At 73.7% G+C, this 18,952-nt stretch carries 8 protein-coding genes; 7 read left to right on the top strand and 1 reads right to left on the bottom strand.

Annotated elements, in window-relative coordinates; genetic code table 11:
• The first annotated feature begins 7 nt into the window (after positions 1-7).
• Positions 8-10,966, top strand: coding sequence for a type I polyketide synthase (locus tag IEY78_RS25160; protein WP_189101940.1), 10,959 nt, complete (start codon positions 8-10; stop codon positions 10,964-10,966).
• Positions 10,967-11,165: 199 nt separating this feature from the next.
• Positions 11,166-11,369, top strand: a complete 204-nt coding sequence (locus tag IEY78_RS25155) for a ferredoxin (RefSeq protein WP_189101938.1) — start codon at positions 11,166-11,168, stop codon at positions 11,367-11,369.
• Between the two features lie 31 nt (positions 11,370-11,400).
• Here IEY78_RS25155 and IEY78_RS25150 read toward each other — a convergent pair whose 3' ends face one another.
• Complete coding sequence (locus IEY78_RS25150) at positions 11,401-12,615, bottom strand: cytochrome P450 (protein ID WP_229700162.1); 1,215 nt, start codon at positions 12,613-12,615, stop codon at positions 11,401-11,403.
• Positions 12,616-13,033: 418 nt separating this feature from the next.
• Between IEY78_RS25150 and IEY78_RS25145 the strand changes: the two genes are divergently transcribed.
• The 5 genes from IEY78_RS25145 (at position 13,034) to IEY78_RS25125 (ending at position 18,883) form a co-directional block, all read left to right on the top strand.
• Complete coding sequence (locus IEY78_RS25145; protein WP_189101936.1) at positions 13,034-14,290, top strand: activator-dependent family glycosyltransferase; 1,257 nt, start codon at positions 13,034-13,036, stop codon at positions 14,288-14,290.
• Between the two features lie 66 nt (positions 14,291-14,356).
• On the top strand, positions 14,357-15,424 hold the full coding sequence (locus IEY78_RS25140; protein WP_189101934.1) for a glucose-1-phosphate thymidylyltransferase: 1,068 nt from the start codon (positions 14,357-14,359) through the stop codon (positions 15,422-15,424).
• Positions 15,425-15,525: 101 nt separating this feature from the next.
• A complete protein-coding gene (gene rfbB / locus IEY78_RS25135) occupies positions 15,526-16,527 on the top strand; it encodes a dTDP-glucose 4,6-dehydratase (protein WP_189101932.1) in 1,002 nt (333 codons plus the stop codon).
• Positions 16,527-17,552 carry an NAD-dependent epimerase/dehydratase family protein gene (locus IEY78_RS25130; protein ID WP_229700161.1) on the top strand — a complete coding sequence of 342 codons (1,026 nt, stop codon included), beginning with the start codon at positions 16,527-16,529 and terminating at the stop codon, positions 17,550-17,552. The genes rfbB and IEY78_RS25130 overlap by 1 nt, the downstream gene beginning before the upstream one ends.
• Before the next feature lie 101 nt (positions 17,553-17,653).
• The gene (locus IEY78_RS25125; protein ID WP_229700160.1) at positions 17,654-18,883 is read left to right on the top strand and encodes a macrolide family glycosyltransferase; all 1,230 of its coding nucleotides are present in this window, start codon (positions 17,654-17,656) and stop codon (positions 18,881-18,883) included.
• The last annotated feature ends 69 nt before the right edge of the window (positions 18,884-18,952 follow it).

The raw sequence follows: 18,952 nt of genomic DNA, 5'->3' as shown, positions 1-18,952 counted from the left end.
AGGGTGCATGAACGAAGAGAAGCTCCTCGAGTACCTCAAGAAGGTCACCAGCGACCTCCACCAGACCCGCCAGCGCCTCCAGGAAGTGGAGGCCGGGCGCCAGGAACCGGTGGCGATCGTGGCGATGAGCTGCCGTTTTCCCGGTGGGGTGGGTTCGCCGGAGGAGTTCTGGCGGCTGCTGGCGGGTGGTGTGGACGCGATCGGTGAGTGGCCGGCGGACCGCGGGTGGGACGTGGAGGCGCTCTACGATCCCGAGCCGGGTGTGCCGGGGCGGAGTTACACCCGTGCCGGTGGTTTCCTGGACGATGTCGGTGGCTTCGATGCGGGTTTCTTCGGTATTTCGCCGCGGGAGGCGGTGGCGATGGATCCGCAGCAGCGGTTGCTGCTGGAGACGTCGTGGGAGGCGTTCGAGCGGGCCGGGATCGACCCGGCGGAGCTGCGCGGCAGCCGCACCGGCGTCTTCGCCGGCACCAACGGGCAGGACTACACCGCGCTGCTGCTCGGCGCCGCGGAAGGGCTGGAAGGCCACATCGGCACCGGCAACGCCGCCAGCGTGGTGTCCGGCCGGGTCTCCTACGCGCTGGGCCTGGAGGGGCCCGCGGTCACCGTCGACACCGCCTGCTCCTCCTCGCTCGTCGCCCTCCACCTCGGGGCGCAGGCCCTCCGCTCGGGCGAATGCGACCTCGCGCTGGCCGGCGGCGTCACCGTGATGTCCACGCCCGGCCTGTTCCTGGAGTTCAGCCGGCAGCGCGGACTGGCCGCCGACGGCCGCTGCAAGGCCTTCGCGGACGCGGCCGACGGCACCGCCTGGGGCGAGGGCGCGGGCATGCTCCTCGTCGAGCGGCTCTCCGACGCCCGGCGCCACGGGCACCCCGTGCTGGCCGTCCTGCGCGGCTCCGCCGTCAACCAGGACGGCGCCTCGAACGGCCTGACCGCCCCCAACGGCCCCTCCCAGCAACGCGTCATCTGGCAGGCGCTGTCCGGCGCGGGCCTGGCCACCGCGGACGTCGACATGGTGGAGGCCCACGGCACCGGCACGACCCTCGGCGACCCCATCGAGGCCCAGGCGCTCCTGGCGACCTACGGACAGGACCGGGACGAGCGGCAGCCGCTGTGGCTGGGCTCGGTGAAGTCCAACATCGGGCACACCCAGGCCGCCGCCGGCGCGGCCGGCGTCATCAAGATCGTGCTCGCCCTCCAGGAAGGGCTGATGCCCTCGACCCTGCACATCGACCGGCCCTCGTCGCACGTCGACTGGTCGGCGGGGAACGTGTCGCTGCTGGCCGAGGCCACCGACTGGCCCGACCACGGGCGGCCGCGCCGGGCCGCGGTCTCCTCCTTCGGCGTCAGCGGCACCAACGCCCACGTCATCCTCGAACAGGCCCCGGCCCGGGAACCCGCCCCCGAGGCCGACGGAGCCCCGGAGCCGGACACCGCCCCCGGGACGGACACCGAACCCCGGGACCTCGCCTTCCCGCTCTCCGCGCGCACCGCGGAATCGCTGCGCACCCTCGCCGCCCGGCTGCACGAGCGGCTCTCCGGCCCGACCCCGCCGCCGCTGTCCGACCTCGCCTGGTCGCTGGCCACCACCCGCACCACCTTCGAGCACCGGGCCGCCGTGCTCGCCGCCGACCACGAGGAGCTGCGCCGCGGGCTGGACCTGCTCGCCCGCGACGCCCCGGCCCCCGGAGTGGTACGCGGCACCAGCGGCACGGACGGCCGCACCGCCTTCGTCTTCCCCGGCCAGGGCTCCCAGTGGGCGGGCATGGCCACCGAACTCCTCGACACCGACCCGGAGTTCCGCGCCCGCTTCACCGAATGCGCCCGCGCCGTGGAGCAGTTCACCGACTGGTCTCTCGACGAGGTGCTGCGCGGCGCGCCGGGAGCACCCTCCCTCGACCGCGTCGACGTCGTCCAGCCCGCCCTGTTCGCCGTCATGGTCGCCCTGGCCGGGCTCTGGCGCGCCCGGGGCGTGCAGCCCGACGCCGTCGTGGGACACAGCCAGGGCGAGATCGCCGCCGCCTGCGTCGCCGGGGCGCTGAGCCTGGAGGACGCCGCCCGCGTCGTCGTCCTGCGCAGCCGCGCGCTGACCGCGCTCGCGGGCCGCGGCGGCATGATGTCCGTCCTGCTGCCGCTGCCCGAGGTGGAGGAGCGCCTCGCCCCCTGGGGCGACGCCATCTCCGTCGCCGCCGTCAACGGCCCCCGCTCCGTGGTCGTCTCCGGCGCGGCGGACGCCCTCGACGAGCTGTTCGCCGCGCTGCAGGCCGACGGCGCCCAGGTCCGCCGGATACCGGTCGACTACGCGTCCCACTCCGCACAGGTCGAGGAGATCCGCGAGCAACTGCTCGCCGACCTCGCACCGGTGCGCCCGCGCAGCGGCGCCACCCCGTTCTTCTCCACGGTCACCGGCGACTGGATCGACACCGGCCGGCTCGACGCCGAGTACTGGTACCGCAACCTGCGCCGCACCGTCCGCTTCGAACACGCCGTCCGCTCCCTGGCCGAACACGACTACCGCGCCTACGTCGAGGCCTCCCCGCACCCCGTGGTGACGACCGCCGTACGCGAGACGCTCGACGCACTCGACCTCACGGACGCCGCCGTCGTCGGCACCCTCCGCAAGGGAGAGGGCGGCCCACGGCGGTTCCTGACCTCCCTCGCCGAACTCTTCGTCGCCGGCGGGCCCGTCACCTGGCGCACCGTCCTCGACCCCGCCGGAGCCGGCGGCGCCCGGCGGATCGCCCTGCCGACCTACCCCTTCCAGCGGCGCCGCTACTGGCCCGAGCCCGCCCCCGCGCTGCGCGGCGGCCCCGGCGACGCCACCGACTCCCGCTTCTGGGAAGCCGTCGAGAGCGGCGACGCCGACACCCTCGGCGCCGCACTCTCCCTCGACCCGGCCACCCTCGACGCGCTGCTGCCCGCACTGTCCGACTACCGCCGGCGCCACCGCGAGGGCGCGCAGGCCGACTCGTGGCGCTACCGCATCACCTGGAAGCCCGTCCCCGCCGGCACCGCTCCCGCCACCCTCCGCGGCACCTGGCTGCTCCTCACCCCCGGCGACCACGCCCCGGCCGACGACCTGACGACGGCACTCGCCGCGGCCGGTGCGCAGCCCGTCACCGTGCTCGTGGACACCGATGGGGACCGCGCCGCGCTCGCCGGGACGATCGAGGCGGCCCTGCGCGGCACGACCGCCCCGGACGCGCCGCCGCCCCCGGTCGCCGGCATCGTCTCCCTGCTCGCCCTGGACGAGGACGAGCACGGAGCCCACCCCGGCCTGCCCCGCGGCTTCGCCGCCACCGTCGCCCTCGTCCAGGCCCTCGACGACCTCGGTGTGCAGGCCCCCCTGTGGTTCGCCACCCGCGGCGCCGTCACCACCGACCCGCTGCGCGGCGTCACCGCACCCCACCAGGCCCTGGTGTGGGGCTTCGGCCGGGTGGTCGCCCTGGAGCAGCCGGAGCGCTGGGGCGGACTGCTCGACCTGCCCGCGACCCTGGACCCGGCCGCGGCCACCGCCGTGGTCCGGGCCCTCGCCGGCCTCGGCGACGAGGACCAGCTGGCGATCCGCCCGCACGGCATCCTCGCCCGGCGCCTGGTCCGCGCCGCCACCGGCGCACTCGACACCGCCCGGCGCTGGGCACCCGAGGGCACCGTCCTGGTCACCGGCGGCACCGGCGCCCTCGGCCGGCACGTGGCCCGCTGGCTCGCCCGCAACGGCGCACCCCATCTGCTGCTCGTCAGCAGGCGCGGCGCCGACACCCCCGGCACGGACGAACTCGCGGCAGAATTGGCTGAGTTCGGCACCCACGCCGAATTCGCGGCCTGCGACATCGCCGACCGCGACGCGCTCGCCGCCCTCCTCGACACCATCCCCGCCGACCGGCCGCTGACCGCCGTCCTGCACACCGCGGCGGTCCTCGACGACGGGACGATCAACTCCCTCACCCCCGCCCAACTGGCCGGGGTCCTCCGGGTCAAGGCCGGCGGCGCACGCAACCTCGACGAGCTGACCCGGGCACACGACCTGTCGGCCTTCGTGCTGTTCTCCTCCACCGCCGGCACCATCGGCGCACCGGGCCACGCCAACTACGCCCCCGGCAACGCCTACCTCGACGCCCTGGCCCAGCAGCGCCGCGCCGCCGGCCACCGGGCCACCTCCATCGCCTGGGGCCCCTGGGCGGAGGCCGGCATGGCCGAGGGCACCGTCGGCGAGCGGCTCCACCGGCACGGCGTACGCGTCATGGACCCGCAGTCCGCCGTAGCCGCACTGCAACGCGCCCTCGACCACGACGACACCACCCTGGCCGTCACCGACATCGACTGGGACACCTTCACCCACGCCTACACCACGGCCCGCACCCGGCCCCTGATCGCCGACCTCCCCGACGCGCAGCGGGCCCGAGCAACCGCCGCACCGGCGACCGAGGACACCACCGAAGGCCCCACACTCGCCCGGCAGCTCGCCGCCCTGGACGAGGCCGAGCAGCGCCAGGCCCTGTCGGAACTCGTCCGCGCCCATATCGCCGCCGTTCTCAACCACAGCGACCCCGACGAGATCGCCCCCCACCGGGCCTTCCGCGAGCTGGGCTTCGACTCCCTCATGGCCGTCGAACTCCGCAACGCGCTCAGCACGGCCATCGGCACCCGCCTTCCGGCCACCCTCATCTTCGACCACCCGACCCCGGCGGCCCTGGCCACCCGGCTGAGGACCGAACTCCACCTCGACGAGGCCCAGGACCCGGCCACCCCGGCCCCCTCCCGGGCCACCGCCCCCGAGGACGACCCCATCGCCATCGTCGCGATGAGCTGCCGCTTCCCTGGCGGGGTGGGTTCGCCGGAGGAGTTCTGGCGGCTGCTGGCGGGTGGTGTGGACGCGATCGGTGAGTGGCCGGCGGACCGCGGCTGGGACGTGGAGGCGCTCTACGACCCGGAGCCGGGTGTGCCCGGGCGGAGTTACACCCGTGCCGGTGGATTCCTCGATGATGTCGGTGGCTTCGACGCGGGCTTCTTCGGTATTTCGCCGCGGGAGGCGGTGGCGATGGATCCGCAGCAGCGGTTGCTGCTGGAGACGTCGTGGGAGGCGTTCGAGCGGGCCGGGATCGACCCGGTGTCGCTGCGCGGCAGCCGCACCGGCGTCTTCGCCGGCACCAACTACCAGGACTACTCCTCCCGTTCCCTCGCCCCGGCACCGGACGCCGAGGCCCACCTCGGCACCGGCAACTCGGCGAGCGTCATGTCCGGCCGCCTCTCCTACACCTTCGGTCTGGAAGGCCCCGCGGTCACCGTCGACACCGCCTGCTCCTCCTCCCTCGTCGCCCTCCACCTCGCGGCGCAGGCCCTCCGCTCGGGCGAGTGCGACCTCGCGCTGGCCGGCGGCGTCACCGTGATGTCCACCCCGGGACTCTTCCTGGACTTCAGCCGCCAGCAGGGCCTGGCCCCCGACGGCCGCTGCAAGGCGTTCGCCGACCGGACCGACGGCACCGGCTTCTCCGAGGGCGTCGGCGTCGTCCTGGTCGAGCGGCTCTCCGACGCACAGCGCAACGGCCACACGGTACTGGCGCTGCTCCGCGGCTCCGCCGTCAACCAGGACGGCGCCTCGAACGGCCTGACCGCCCCCAACGGCCCCTCCCAGCAACGGGTGATCCGCGAGGCCCTGGCCGGCGCCGGCCTGTCCGGAACGGACGTCGACGCCGTCGAGGCCCACGGCACCGGCACCACCCTCGGCGACCCCATCGAGGCCCAGGCGCTCCTGGCGACCTACGGCCGGGACCGGGAGACCGACCGGCCGCTGTGGCTCGGCTCCGTCAAGTCCAACATCGGCCACACCCAGGCCGCCGCCGGTGTGGCGGGTCTGATCAAGATGGTGCTTGCACTCCAGCACGGCACCCTGCCGCCCACCTTGCACATCGACCGGCCGTCGACCCATGTGGACTGGTCGGAGGGGAACGTACGGCTGCTCACGGACCCCGTGGAGTGGCCCGACACCGACCGGCCGCGACGGGCGGGCATCTCCTCCTTCGGCATCAGCGGCACCAATGTGCACGCCATCCTGGAACAGGCCCCGGCCACTCCCGCCCCGCCGCCGGCCCGCACCCCGTCCGTGCCCGTCACCTGGACGCTCAGCGGCACCACCCGCGACGCCCTCCGCGCCCAGGCCGGCCGGCTGCACACCCACCTCGCGGCCCGGCCCGACGCCGACCCGCGGGACGTGGGACTCTCCCTGGCCACGACCCGGTCCGCCTTCGAACACCGCGCCGCCCTGGTGGGTGCCACCCGCGACGAGCTGCTGAGCGGCCTGAGCGCACTGGCGAACGGAGAGGCCCCGGCGCACGTCCTCACCGGAGTCGTACGCGGCGAGGGCAGAACAGCGCTGCTGTTCGCGGGCCAGGGTGCCCAACGTGCGGGAATGGGCCGGGAGTTGTATGACTCCTTCCCGGTCTTCGCGGATGCCTTCGACGCGGTGTGTGCGCACTTCGAGGGTGAGTTGGACTCGGCCCTGCGGGATGTGGTGTTCGGTGAGGACGCCGAGCTGCTGAGTCGGACGGGGTTCACTCAGCCGGCGTTGTTCGCGTTCGAGGTGGCGCTGTTCCGGCTGGTGGAGTCGTTCGGTGTCCGGCCGGACTACCTGGTGGGGCATTCCATCGGTGAGTTGGTGGCCGCGCACGTCGCGGGTGTGTTGTCGTTGGAGGACGCCTGCCGTCTGGTGGCGGCTCGTGGTCGTCTGATGCAGGCGCTTCCGGCGGGTGGCGCGATGGTCGCGCTTCAGGCCTCCGAGGATGAGGTGTTGCCGCTGTTGGAGGGCCAGGAGCAGCGGGTGAGCATCGCCGCTGTGAACGGCCCGCAGTCGGTCGTGGTCTCCGGCGAGGAAGCCGCGGTTTCGGAGGTCGCCGAGCGCTTCGAGTCCGAGGGCCGGAAGGTCAAGCGGCTCACGGTCAGCCACGCCTTCCACTCCCCGCTGATGGAGCCGATGCTCGACGACTTCCGCACGGTCGCGGAAAGCCTGACGTTCGAGGCACCCCGCATCCCGGTCGTCTCGAACGTCACCGGTCAACTCGCCACACCCCAAGAACTGACCTCACCCGCCTACTGGGTGCGGCACGTCCGTGAGGCCGTGCGCTTCGCCGACGGCATCCGGCGGCTGGAGGAGCAGGGCGTGACCCGGTTCCTGGAGATCGGGCCGGACGGCACGCTGACCGCGATGGCGCAGGCGTGCCTCGATGGCGAGCGGACGCTGATTCCCGCGCTGCGCAAGGACCGGCCCGAGACGCACGGGGTCATGTCCGCGGTCGGAGCGCTGCACACCTCGGGTGCCGGTCTCGACTGGGCCGCGCTGTTCCCCGGTGCCCGCCGCGTCGACCTGCCGACCTATGCCTTCCAGCGGCGGCGCTACTGGTGGGACGCGGTGGCCGCGGCGGGCGACCTGGACGCCGTGGGGCTGCGCGCGGCCGGTCACCCGCTGCTCGGCGCGGCGGTCACTGTGGCCGGTGCGGAGTCGGTGGTGTTCACCGGGCGGCTGTCCCTGGCCACCCATGCCTGGCTCGCCGACCACGCGGTGCTGGGCAGGGTGATCCTGCCGGCGACGGCCTATCTCGACCTGGCCGTCAGCGCCGGTGACCGGACCGGCTGCGACCATCTCGCCGAACTCACCCTGGAGGCGCCGCTCGTGCTTCCGGAGCGTGGCGCGGTCCAGCTCCAGGTCGCGGTGAGCGCACCCGACGACGCCGGGTGCCGGTCGTTCACCGTGCACTCCCGGCCCGTGGCGGAGGGCGACGACGCGCCGTGGGCCAGGCACGCCCAGGGCACCTTGGCCACCGCCCCGGCGAACGAGCCGGTGGTGCCCGGCAGTTGGCCGCCCGAGGGTGCTGAGCCGGTCGGAACGGGGGAGTGGTACGACGCCTTCGCCGAGGCCGGATTCGCCTACGGGCCCGCGTTCCGGGGGCTCGGACGGGTCTGGCGGCGCGGCGAGGAGCTGTACGCCGAGGCCGCCCTGCCCGAGCCGTACCGCGCCGACGCCGCACGGTTCACGCTGCACCCCGCACTGCTCGACGCGGCCGTGCAGACGCTGCTCGTCGGCGGCCGGGACGCGGGTGACGGCACCGAGGGGGGCGGCGGCGCGATGCTGCCGTTCGCCTGGAGCGGGGTCACGTTCCATGCCGAGGGGGCCGATGCGCTGCGGGTCCGCCTGGCGCCCGCCGAGGGGCGGAACGACGCCTTCTCGGTGCTGGTCACCGATGTCTCCGGGCGTCCCGTCGCGAGCGCCGACGCGCTGACCCTGCGCACGGTCACCTCCGAGCAGCTGCCCGCCGTCCCGCAGACAGGGCCACCGGCGCCGCTGCGCGTCGACTGGCGGGCCACCCCCGTGCCCGCGCGCTCGGGGGCCGCACGTTGGGTCGTGCTCGGCAGCCCGGCCGGCGCCGCGCCCGGCAGTGCCGGGGACTCCGGGATCACGGAGGCACTGGACGGCGCCGGTGTGCACACCGAGTCCTACGCCGACCTCGACGCGCTGGCGGCCGCGGTGGACACGGGCATGACGATGCCCGACACCGTGCTGCTGGAGTGCGCCACGGACACCGGTACGGCCGCCGGCACGGCCGCCGCCCCCGACGTCCGGGGGCTGCTCGCCACCACCCTCGCCACCTGCCGCCAGTGGCTCGCCGAGGAGCGGTTCGCCGGCTCCCGGCTGGTGCTGGTCACCCGGGGCGCGGTCGCCGCCGCGCCGGGCGAGGACGTCGGTGACCTCGCGGGCGCGGCGCTGTGCGGGCTGGTCCGCTCCGCGCAGCGGGAACACCCCGGGCGGCTGTGGCTGCTCGACCTCGACCACAGTGAGGCGTCCCGCGGCGCGCTCGCGGACGCGGTGGCCGCCGCCCCCGCGCAGGCGGTGCTGCGGGACGGTGTGCTGCGGTTGCCGCAGCTCACCCGCGTCGAGCCTCCCCGGGCCCCGCAGGCCCCGCAGCCGCCGTTCGAGCCGGACGGCACGGTGCTGGTCACCGGGGCGACCGGCGCGCTGGGGCAACTCCTGGCACGCCATCTGGTCGCCCGGCACGGTGTGCGGCACCTGCTGCTGGCGAGCCGCCGCGGCCCCGCGGCCGACGGGGCGGACCGGCTCCGCGCGGAGCTGGCGGAGCAAGGAGCGGAGGTCTCACTGGCGGCCTGCGATGTCGCCGAGCGGGCCGATGTGGCGGCGCTGCTCGCCTCGGTCCCGGCGGAGCACCCGCTGACCGCGGTCGTGCATCTCGCCGGGGTCGTCGACGACGGTGTGCTGACCGCCCTCGACGAGGAGCGGATCGACCGGACGCTGCGGCCCAAGGCCGACGCCGCCTGGCTGCTGCACGAGCTGACGAAGGATCAGAAACTGTCCGCCTTCGTGCTGTTCTCCTCCGCGGCCGGCACCTTCGGCTCGGCAGGGCAGGCCAACTACGCGGCCGCCAACGCCTTCCTGGACGGTCTGGCCGGGCACCGGGCGGCCCAGGGGCTGCCGGCCACCTCCCTGGCCTGGGGGTTGTGGGCCGAGGACGGCGGGATGACCACCGGACTCGCCGACACCGACCGGCGGCGGATGGCCCGCGGCGGGATGCGGCCGCTCTCCGCCGAGGACGGGCTCGCGCTGTTCGACGCCGCACTGGCTACCGGCGACCCGGCCCTGGTCACCCTGGCCCTGGGCAGCGGCGGACAGGCGGCACTGCTGGACGGCGCCGCTCCCGGCCGCACCCGGCGCACGGTCTCCGCGTCCGCCGCGGACAAGGATGATCTGCTCGCCCGGCTCACGGACGCCGGCCCCGAAGGGCGGGACGCGCTGCTGCTCGATCTGGTCCGGCGCCAGGTCGCCGCGGTCCTCGGCCACGGCTCGCCCGACGACGTCGAACCGGACCGCGATTTCACCGAGTTGGGCTTCGACTCGCTGACCGCCGTGGAGTTGCGCAACCAGCTCGGCACCGTCACCGGCCTGCGGCTGCCGCCCACCCTCGTGTTCGATGTCGCCACCCCGCAGGACCTCGCCGCCCGGCTGGGCGAGGAGCTGACCGCGGGCGCCCTCCCGCGGTCCGGCGCCGCGGGTTCCGACGACCGGTCGTCCGCGCCGGCGCGCGCACAGGACACCCTCGGCGCCCTCTTCCGGGGAGCCTGCGAGTCGGGACGGGTCGAGGAGGGCTTCGCGCTGCTGCAGGCGGCCGCCCGGCTGCGGCCGACGTTCGACGCGCCGCAGGACGCCGGGGCGCAGTGCACCCCCGTACGCCTCGCGCGGGGCGGCGACTCCCCGGAGGCGCCCGAGCCGGCGCTGATCTGCTTCAGCTCGTACGTGGCGCTCGCCGGTGTCCACCAGTACGCCAGGTTCGCCTCCGCCCACCGCGGCACCCGCGACGTGTGGGCGCTGCCCACCCCGGGCTTCGGCCGGGCGGAGCACCTGCCGGCGTCCTTCGACGCGGTCGTCCGGCTCCAGGCCGAGGCGGTGCTGCGGTGCGCCGACGGCGGCCCGTTCGTCCTGCTCGGCTCGTCGTCCGGCGGCATCCTGGCCCTCGCCGTGGCGCACCACCTGGAGAAGGCGGGGACCCCGCCCGCCGGGGTGGCGCTGCTGGACACCTATCTGCCGCGCGAGGACTCGCCGTTCACCCGGTTCGCCGGGGAGATGATCGGCGGCATGTTCGCCCGCGAGTCCCTCTTCGCGCACATGGACTCCGACCGGCTGACCGCGATGAGCTGGTACATCCACGTCGTGGGCGCCTGGTCACCGGACCGGCTGTCCTGCCCGGTGCTGCTGGTGCGCTCCAGCGAGCCGCCGGTGAGCGCCGAGCAGGGCGAACAGCTCGCACCGGAGGAGTGGCAGGCCTCCTGGGACGGCGCGGACGCCGTGACCGACGTACCGGGCAACCACTTCACGATGATGGAGGACCACGCGGCCTCCACCGCCAAGACCGTCAACGCCTGGATGGAGGCCCTGCCGGAGCCGCGGCCGGGCGACCCGCCGCGATGAACGGCGGGCAGCGGCCTGCGACGGCCGGACGGCCGCCCGGGGCTCCAGGGCCCCGGGCCCATTGTCTGGGCGATTCACCAGACCCGGCCGGTGACGGTCGGCGGCGCGCCGCACAGCGGACACCATGGTCGGCAGGCCCACGGGCCCACCGGCCCGCACGACGCGGCCGCAGGGCCACGACGAGAGGGAGGACAACACCATGAAGATCACGGTTGACCGGGACCGGTGTGTCGGCGCCGGGATGTGTGCGATGACCGCCGGCGAGGTCTTCGAGCAGCACGAGGACGACGGCCGTGTCGTACTGCTGCTCACCGAGCCGCCCGAGCGGTGCGCGGACGACGTGGAAGAGGCGGAGCAGCTGTGCCCGTCCCGGGCCATCACGGTGGACCCCGCCGCCTCCTGACCGGCGCGGCGAGGTCCGTCGGCACGGGGCGTCAGGCGCGCCGGACCACCAGCGGCAGTCGCTCGGCGCCGAAGACGTTGCTGCCGTGGAACGAGAGCGGGGCGCCGGCGTCCACCCGCACCGTGCGGAAGCGGTCCAGCATCAGCTCCAGCACGATCCGGCTCTCCAGCCGGGCCAGCGGCGCCCCGATGCAGTAGTGGATGCCGTGACCGAACGCCGTCTGCCGGGAGTTGGGCCGCTCCGGCACGAACGCCGCGGGGTCGTCGAAGACCCGCTCGTCGTGGTTGGCGGACAGCAGCCACAGATGAATCATGGTGTTCGGCTCGATGACCTCTCCGGCGATCTCCACCCGGCGGGTCGGCACCCGCTCGACGCGGGTGAACGGCGGCCGGCAACGCAGAGTCTCCTCGATCACCGCGGGTATCCCGGACCGGTCCGCGCGCAGCGCCTCCCAGCGCTCCGGCGCGCTGTCCAGACTCAGCAGGGTGTTGCCGAGCAGTACCGAGGTCGTGATGTGGCCCGCCAGCAGCAGCAGGGTGGCGAAGCTGACGATCTCGTCGTCGCTCAGCCGCTGCCCGTCGACCTCCGCCTGCACCAGGGTGCCGATCAGATCGTCGTGCGGGGTGCGCCGCCGGGCGTCCACGAACTCCTGCAAATACGCCGAGATCTCCTTGCCGGTCAGCTCCATGCGCCGCACGCTCTCCGGATCCGACGCGTCCGTGGCCAGCAGCTGCTCCCCCCACGCCTGGAACTTGTCGTGGTCGGCGACCGGTACGCCCAGCATCGTGGCGATCACCATCACCGGCAGCGGATTGGCCACCGCCTCCACCAGATCGAAGCGGTCACCGTCGACCGCGTCGAGCAGCTCCCGGGTGAGGGTGGTGATCTGCGGGGCCAGTTCGGAGATCAGCCGGTTGGTGAACGCGCGGCTGACCAGGCGGCGCAGCTTGCCGTGCTGCGGAGGGTCGAGCAGCAGCAGGACGCCGCTGGGTGTCTCACCGCCGCCTAGGCGCCCCACCGTGTCGGAGGAGTACAGCGCCGGATCCGACATGATGCGCACCACGTCCTCATGTCTGAAGACATGCGCGTTCCCCGCCTCGTCCCGCCAGACCGGTCTCTCGTCCCGCATCCGGCGCATCCAGGCCAGCAGCGTCGCTCCGCCGTCCGGCTCCACCGTCGGCGGCTGCCCGACCTCCGGGCCGGGTACCGACGGCGGATGCGGCACGTTCGGGAGGACATTCGACATGTTCTGCGGCACCGCTGATTCCCCTTTCGCGGCGGCCCGGTCGCATACCGCAGCACACGTCCCGCCGCCGAAACCACTCGTCACAGATAAGAACGAAGCTCAGCACGGCGACGCGGCAGCGGACAGGAACGCGGCGGAATTCTAGGGATTTCCGAAGCCCGGGCCGGGGCAGTGAAAGGGCCGGTGCCCGACGGGTGTCGGCAGGGCCCGGACCGGGCCCATCTCGGGCATCGGGAGGCGGCAGCGGGCCCGGTGGCCATTGTCTGGAGGAATCCCCAGACCCTGGCGGCGCGGTACCGCAGGGCACCTCCGCAGACCACAGGATAAGCATCGACACCATCCACGCTCTGGCCGTGAATGCGGGCCTGGCGGTCATATCGAGGCCACCCAAAACGTGCGCGACCGAGAGGGGACGCCCATGCGCGTGCTGTTCGCCGGACTGTCCGAGAAGTCGCACCTGTATTCCATGGTGCCGCTGGCTTGGGCGCTCACCGCGGCAGGACACGACGTACGCATGGCGAACGCCCCGGCACTGACCGACATCGTCACCGGCACCGGCCTGGTCGCCGCCCCCGTCGGCCGTGACCACGAACTCCACCAGGCCATGAAACTCGCCCCCGAGTCCCAGGACCAGGACGTCGCCAACTGGAGCCGGCTGGGACCGGAGGAGGTGGACTGGCCCGCCCTCCGCGGCCGCTACGAGATCAGCGTCCCCTACGGGTTCGCCCTCTACAACGAGCCGGTCATCGAGGAGATGACCGCCCTGGCGAAGAGCTGGCGGCCGCACCTGGTCATCCGTGACCCGCTCTGCTACGCCGGAGCCCTCGCCGCCCGTGCCTGCGACGCCGTCCACGTCCGGCTGCTGTGGTGCGCCGACGTCTACGGTAGGGCACGGCAGACCTACCTCGACCTGATGCGCCAGGCACCGCCCGAGGAGCGGGTGGACCCGCTCGCCGACTGGCTCGACGAGCGGGGCGCCCCCTTCGGCGTCAGCTGCGACGAAGAGCTGATCAACGGGCAGTACACCCTGGACACCCTGCCGCCGAGCCTGCGGCCGCCCACCACGCTGGCGTCCCTGTCCATGCGCTACGTGCCCTACAACGGCGACGCGGTGTGGTGGCAGTGGCTGCGCGAGGCACCCAAGCGTCCGCGGGTCTGCCTGACCCTCGGCACGAGCAACACCGAGGCCTACGGCGGGGACTACGTCTCCGTCCCCGACATCCTCGGAGCGCTGGCCGGGCTCGACATCGAGGTCGTCGCCGCGCTCCTTCCGCAGCAGCGGGCGGCGCTCGCCGACACCGCTGACCTCCCCGCCAATGTGCGCGCCGTCGACGGCGTGGCGCTGCACACCCTGCTGCCCAGTTGCTCGGCCGTCATCCACCACGGCGGCTGGGGAACCTACGCCACCGCCCTGATCAACGCCGTACCGCAACTCGCCCTCTCCACCAATGTGGCCGACCAGGAGTGGCGGGGCAGGTCCCTGGAGCGCGCCGGCGCGGGGATCTACGCCCACCACAGCGAGGTCACCACCGACCTGGTGCTCCGCCACACCCGGCAGATCCTCGACGACCCGGGCTTCGCCTCCGCCGCGCAGCGACTGCGCGACGAATCCGCGGCGATGCCCAGCCCGCGCGACATGGTCGCCACACTGGAGCAACTGGTCGCGGAGCGCTGACCGGGCCGCGTCGGCCGGCGACCGACAGGCCCTTCCCCTGACACCACTCGCCCCTGGATGGAAACCGTGAAGGCTCTTGTGCTCTCGGGAGGCGCCGGTACGCGCCTGCGGCCCATAACCCACACCTCCGCCAAACAACTCGTGCCGGTCGCCAACAAGCCGATCCTCTTCTACGTGCTGGAGGCCATCGCCGAGACCGGCATCGTCGACGTCGGCATGATCGTCGGCGACACCGGTCCGGAGATCCGCGAGGCGGTCGGCGACGGCTCGCAGTTCGGCCTCCAGGTGACCTACATTCCGCAGAGCGCCCCGCTCGGCCTCGCCCATGCCGTCGTCATCGCCCGCGACTTCCTGGGCGACGACGACTTCCTGATGTACCTGGGCGACAACTTCATCTCCGGCGGCATCACCGACCTCGTCGAGGGCTTCCGCAAGGAGCGCCCCGACGCCCAGCTGGTGCTCAGCCGGGTCCCCGACCCCACCGCCTTCGGCGTCGCCGAACTGGACGCCAGCGGCCGGGTCACGGGACTGGAGGAGAAGCCGCAGCACCCCAAGAGCGACCTGGCGCTGGTCGGCGTCTACCTGTTCACCCCCGCGGTGCACGAGGCAGTACGGGCCATCCGGCCGTCCGCGCGCGGCGAACTGGAGATCACCGACGCCGTGCAGTGGATGGTCGAGGCGGGCCAGGACATCCGCTCCGGCGAACTGTCCGGCTACTGGCGCGACACCGGCAGCGTCGTCGACATGCTGGAGGTCAACCGCATGCTGCTGGAGAGCCAGGACCGCTGCATCGAGGGCGACGTGGACAGCGCGAGCGAGGTCCTCGGCCGAGTCCGCATCGGCCCCGGCGCCACGATCCGCGCCTCGCGCATCGTCGGGCCCGCCGTGATCGGCGCCGGCACCGTCGTCACCGACTCCTACATCGGCCCGTCCACCTCCATCGCGGAGGACTGCCGCATCCACGACAGCGAACTCGCCTCCTCGATCGTGCTGCGCGGCTCGTCGTTCGAGAGCGTGCGCCGGGTCGAGGCCTCGCTGGTCGGCCGCAACGCCCAGGTGGCGCTCGCCCCGCAGGGCCCGGTGGCCCACCGGCTGGTCCTCGGCGACCACGCGAGGGTCCACATCCAGTCCTGACGCCGCCCGCGCGGCGGGCCGACCCATCCCACCCGCACCGAACAACGGAAGGGGGTAGGCGCACCACCGGCCTGGCTCCCAGGCCCCGCGCCACAACCTCGATGAGCCCCACGAGACTCCTGGTGACCGGCGGCGCCGGCTTCATCGGTTCGCACTTCGTCCGTACGCTCCTGGGACCCTTCGGGCCTGGCGACGTCCAGATCACCGTGCTCGACAGCCTCACCTACGCGGCGAGCCCGGCCAACCTCGACGAGGTCCGCCACCTCGACAGCTTCCGCTTCGTCGCCGGCGACATCTGCGACGAGGCACTGGTCGGCGAGCTGATCGCCACCCACGACCAGGTCGTCCACTTCGCGGCCGAGTCCCATGTCGACCGCTCCATACGCAGCTCCGCGGAGTTCGTCCGCACCAACGTCCTGGGCACCCAGGTCCTGCTCGACGCCGCCCTGCGGCACGGGATCGGGACCTTCGTCCATGTCTCCACCGACGAGGTCTACGGCTCGATCGCCACCGGCGCCTGCTCGGAGACCCAGCCGGTCAGTCCCAACTCGCCGTACGCGGCCTCCAAGGCCTCCAGCGATCTGATCGCCCTGGCCTACCACCGCACCCACGGCCTCGACGTCCGGGTCACCCGCTGCTCCAACAACTACGGGCACCGCCAGTTCCCGGAGAAGGTCATCCCGCTGTTCGTCACCAACCTCCTGGACGGCAAGAAGGTCCCGCTGTACGGCGACGGCCTGCACGTCCGCGACTGGCTGCACATCGACGACCACGTCCAGGGCATCGAGCTGGTCCGCACCGGCGGCCGCCCCGGCGAGGTCTACAACATCGGCGGTGGCACCGAGCTGAGCAACCGGGAGCTGACCGATCTGCTGCTGGAGACCTGCGGGGCCTCGCCCGACATGATCGAGTACGTCGACGACCGCAAGGGACACGACCGGCGCTACTCGGTGGACTGGCGCAAGATCCAGACCGAGCTGGGCTACAAGCCGGCCAAGGATTTCGCCGACGGCCTGGCCGAGACGGTCGCCTGGTACCGCGACCACCGCGACTGGTGGGAGCCGCTGCGCGAACGTGCGACGCGGCTCGCCGGGACGTGCTGATGGCCCGGTGCGAGACGCCGGAAACGGGCCGTGATCCGGATCGCGCCGTCCGCCGGGTGGTCGTGCTGGGCGCGAGCGGATTCATCGGCCGGCAGGTGTCCGCCGCGGTCCGGGCGGCCGGCGGCGAACCCCTGCTGGTGGCCCGCCGCCCCTTCACCGCCGACCCCGCGCACTGCGTGCCGCTCGACCTGATCGGCGACGGGCCGTACGCGCTCAGCCGCCTCCTCGACACCGAGCGGCCGGACGCCGTGGTCAACGCCGCCGGCGCCGTGTGGTCCCGCGCGCAGGAGACCATGCGGCAGGCCAACCACACCCTGGTCGAGACGGTGCTGGCGGCGCTCGCCGCGGCCTCCTGGCGCCCCCGCCTGGTCCACCTCGGGTCGGTGTTCGAGTACGCCCCGCCCACACCCGGCACCGCCCTGGACGAGCAGGCACCGACCCGGCCGACCACCCCGTACGGACAGTCGAAACTGCGCGGCACCGAGGCGGTCCTGGCGGCGTCGGGAGAGGGGCGGGCGGACGCCGTCGTCCTGCGGCTGTCGAACGTCATCGGGGCCGGCACCTCGCCGAGCAGCCTGCTGGGGCAGGTCGCCGCGCAACTGCACGCCGCGGACGCCGGACAGGAGGCCGTGGTGCGGGTCAGCCCACTGCGGGCGAGCCGCGACTTCGTGGACGTCCGGGACACCGCGGACGCGGTACTGGCCGCGGCGGCACTGCCGGTCGGCGGGCAGGTCATCAACATCGGGCGCGGCGAGGCGGTGCCGGTGCGCACGATGGTGGAGCGGCTCATCACCGCCAGCGGGAAGCCCGCCCGGATCGTCGAAGGGGCCGGATCCGGCGTGCGGACCGACACCGGTCTGGACTGGATGCAGGTGGCGACCGGCACCGCCCGACGGGTGCTCGGCTGGTCGGCACGCCACGGCCTCGACAGCTCGGCCCGGGAACTGTGGCGGGCGGTCGGCGCGCAGCCCGTCCCTGTCACGGACCGGTCGCCGGCACAGCATTGGTCGCCGGCGCAGCATTAGCAGAAACCCTAGGCCGCCGTCCCTACGGTGGCAGCAGGGGGAGTCGGCTGCCGTCGAACGCCCCTGGTCCGCCCCGTACGGCAGTGAGCAGAGGTGTGGAAGTGTCAGGGTCCCGAGCGGTTTCCCCGCGGCATGTGGCCGTCTTCGTCTTCGCCGACTTCGGGCACGTCAACCCGACGCTCGGCCTGACCCGTGAACTCGTCGCCCGCGGCCACCGGGTGACCTATGTCGTCGACCACCGCTACACCGAACTGGTCGAGCGGGCCGGCGCCCGGGCCGTGGGCTACACCTCCCGGCGCGGCGCGTTCGGCAAGGTGCCCGACCCGAGCGCCGCACGCCTGGCCGCCGAGGGCTACGAGCTGCTGGTCGAGACGATGGACACGGTCTGCCCGCTCGCCGTGGCCGCCCTCGCCTCCGACGTTCCGGACGCGGTGCTCTACGACTTCGAGTCGTTCGCGGCCGCCCGGATGGCCGCGCGCATCCTGGGCTGCACCACCACCGTGCAGCTGAGCCCCAGCCACGCGTCGAACGAGACGTTCTCCATGCGGGCCCAGATGTTCGACCCCGAGGACCCCTCGATGCGCGAGGGCGGCGACGCACTGACGCGCTTCACCCGCGACCACGGCCTCGCCCCGGACGAGCTGGGCCGCTTCCTGGCGGAATGGGACGACCGGAACCTGGTCTTCCAGCCGCGGGAGTTCCAGATCGAGGGCGCGAGCTTCGACGACCGCTTCGCCTTCGTCGGCCCCTCGGTCGCCGAGGACCCCGCCGCCGTGCCGTGGTCACCGCCCGGCGACGGCCGGCGGCTGGCACTGATCTCGCTCGGCACCGAGTCCAACCGGCAGCGTGACTTCTTCCGCACCTGCCTGGAGGCCTTCGACGGCGACGACTGGCACGTGGTGATGACCCTCGGCCGCGGCAGCGACCTCGCCGCCCTCGGCCCCGTACCGCCCCACGTGGAGCTCCACGAGTGGCTGCCGCACCCCGTGGTCCTGCCGCACGCCGATCTGCTGGTCTGCCACGCGGGCATGGGCAGCGTCATGGAGGCGCTGTACTTCGGCACACCGCTGATCGCCGTGCCGCAGACCTTTGAACTCGCCCTGACCGCACGGCGGTTGGACGATCTGAAGCTGGGCCGGTGGATCGACCGCGACCAGCTGACCGCGCAGACCCTGGCCGCGGCCGTCCACGACCTCGTGACCGACCCCGGGACACCGGAGCGGATGGCGCGGATGCGCGCGCACGTCCGCGGGGCCGGGGGCGCGATCCGGGCCGCCGACCTGCTGGAGCAGTGGGCCGACGACCGGACCCCGTCCGTCTCCGGGGTCTGAACGTCCGGGCCGCCCCGCCCCGCGCCCGGACACCAGGCGCCCGGCACGCATCCGCGCGTGCCGGGCGCC

Source organism: Streptomyces kronopolitis (genome assembly GCF_014646275.1).
Classification (GTDB): domain Bacteria; phylum Actinomycetota; class Actinomycetes; order Streptomycetales; family Streptomycetaceae; genus Streptomyces; species Streptomyces kronopolitis.
Note: the sequence above shows the minus strand (reverse complement) of the source record. Positions and strands in the feature narration are given on the sequence as shown.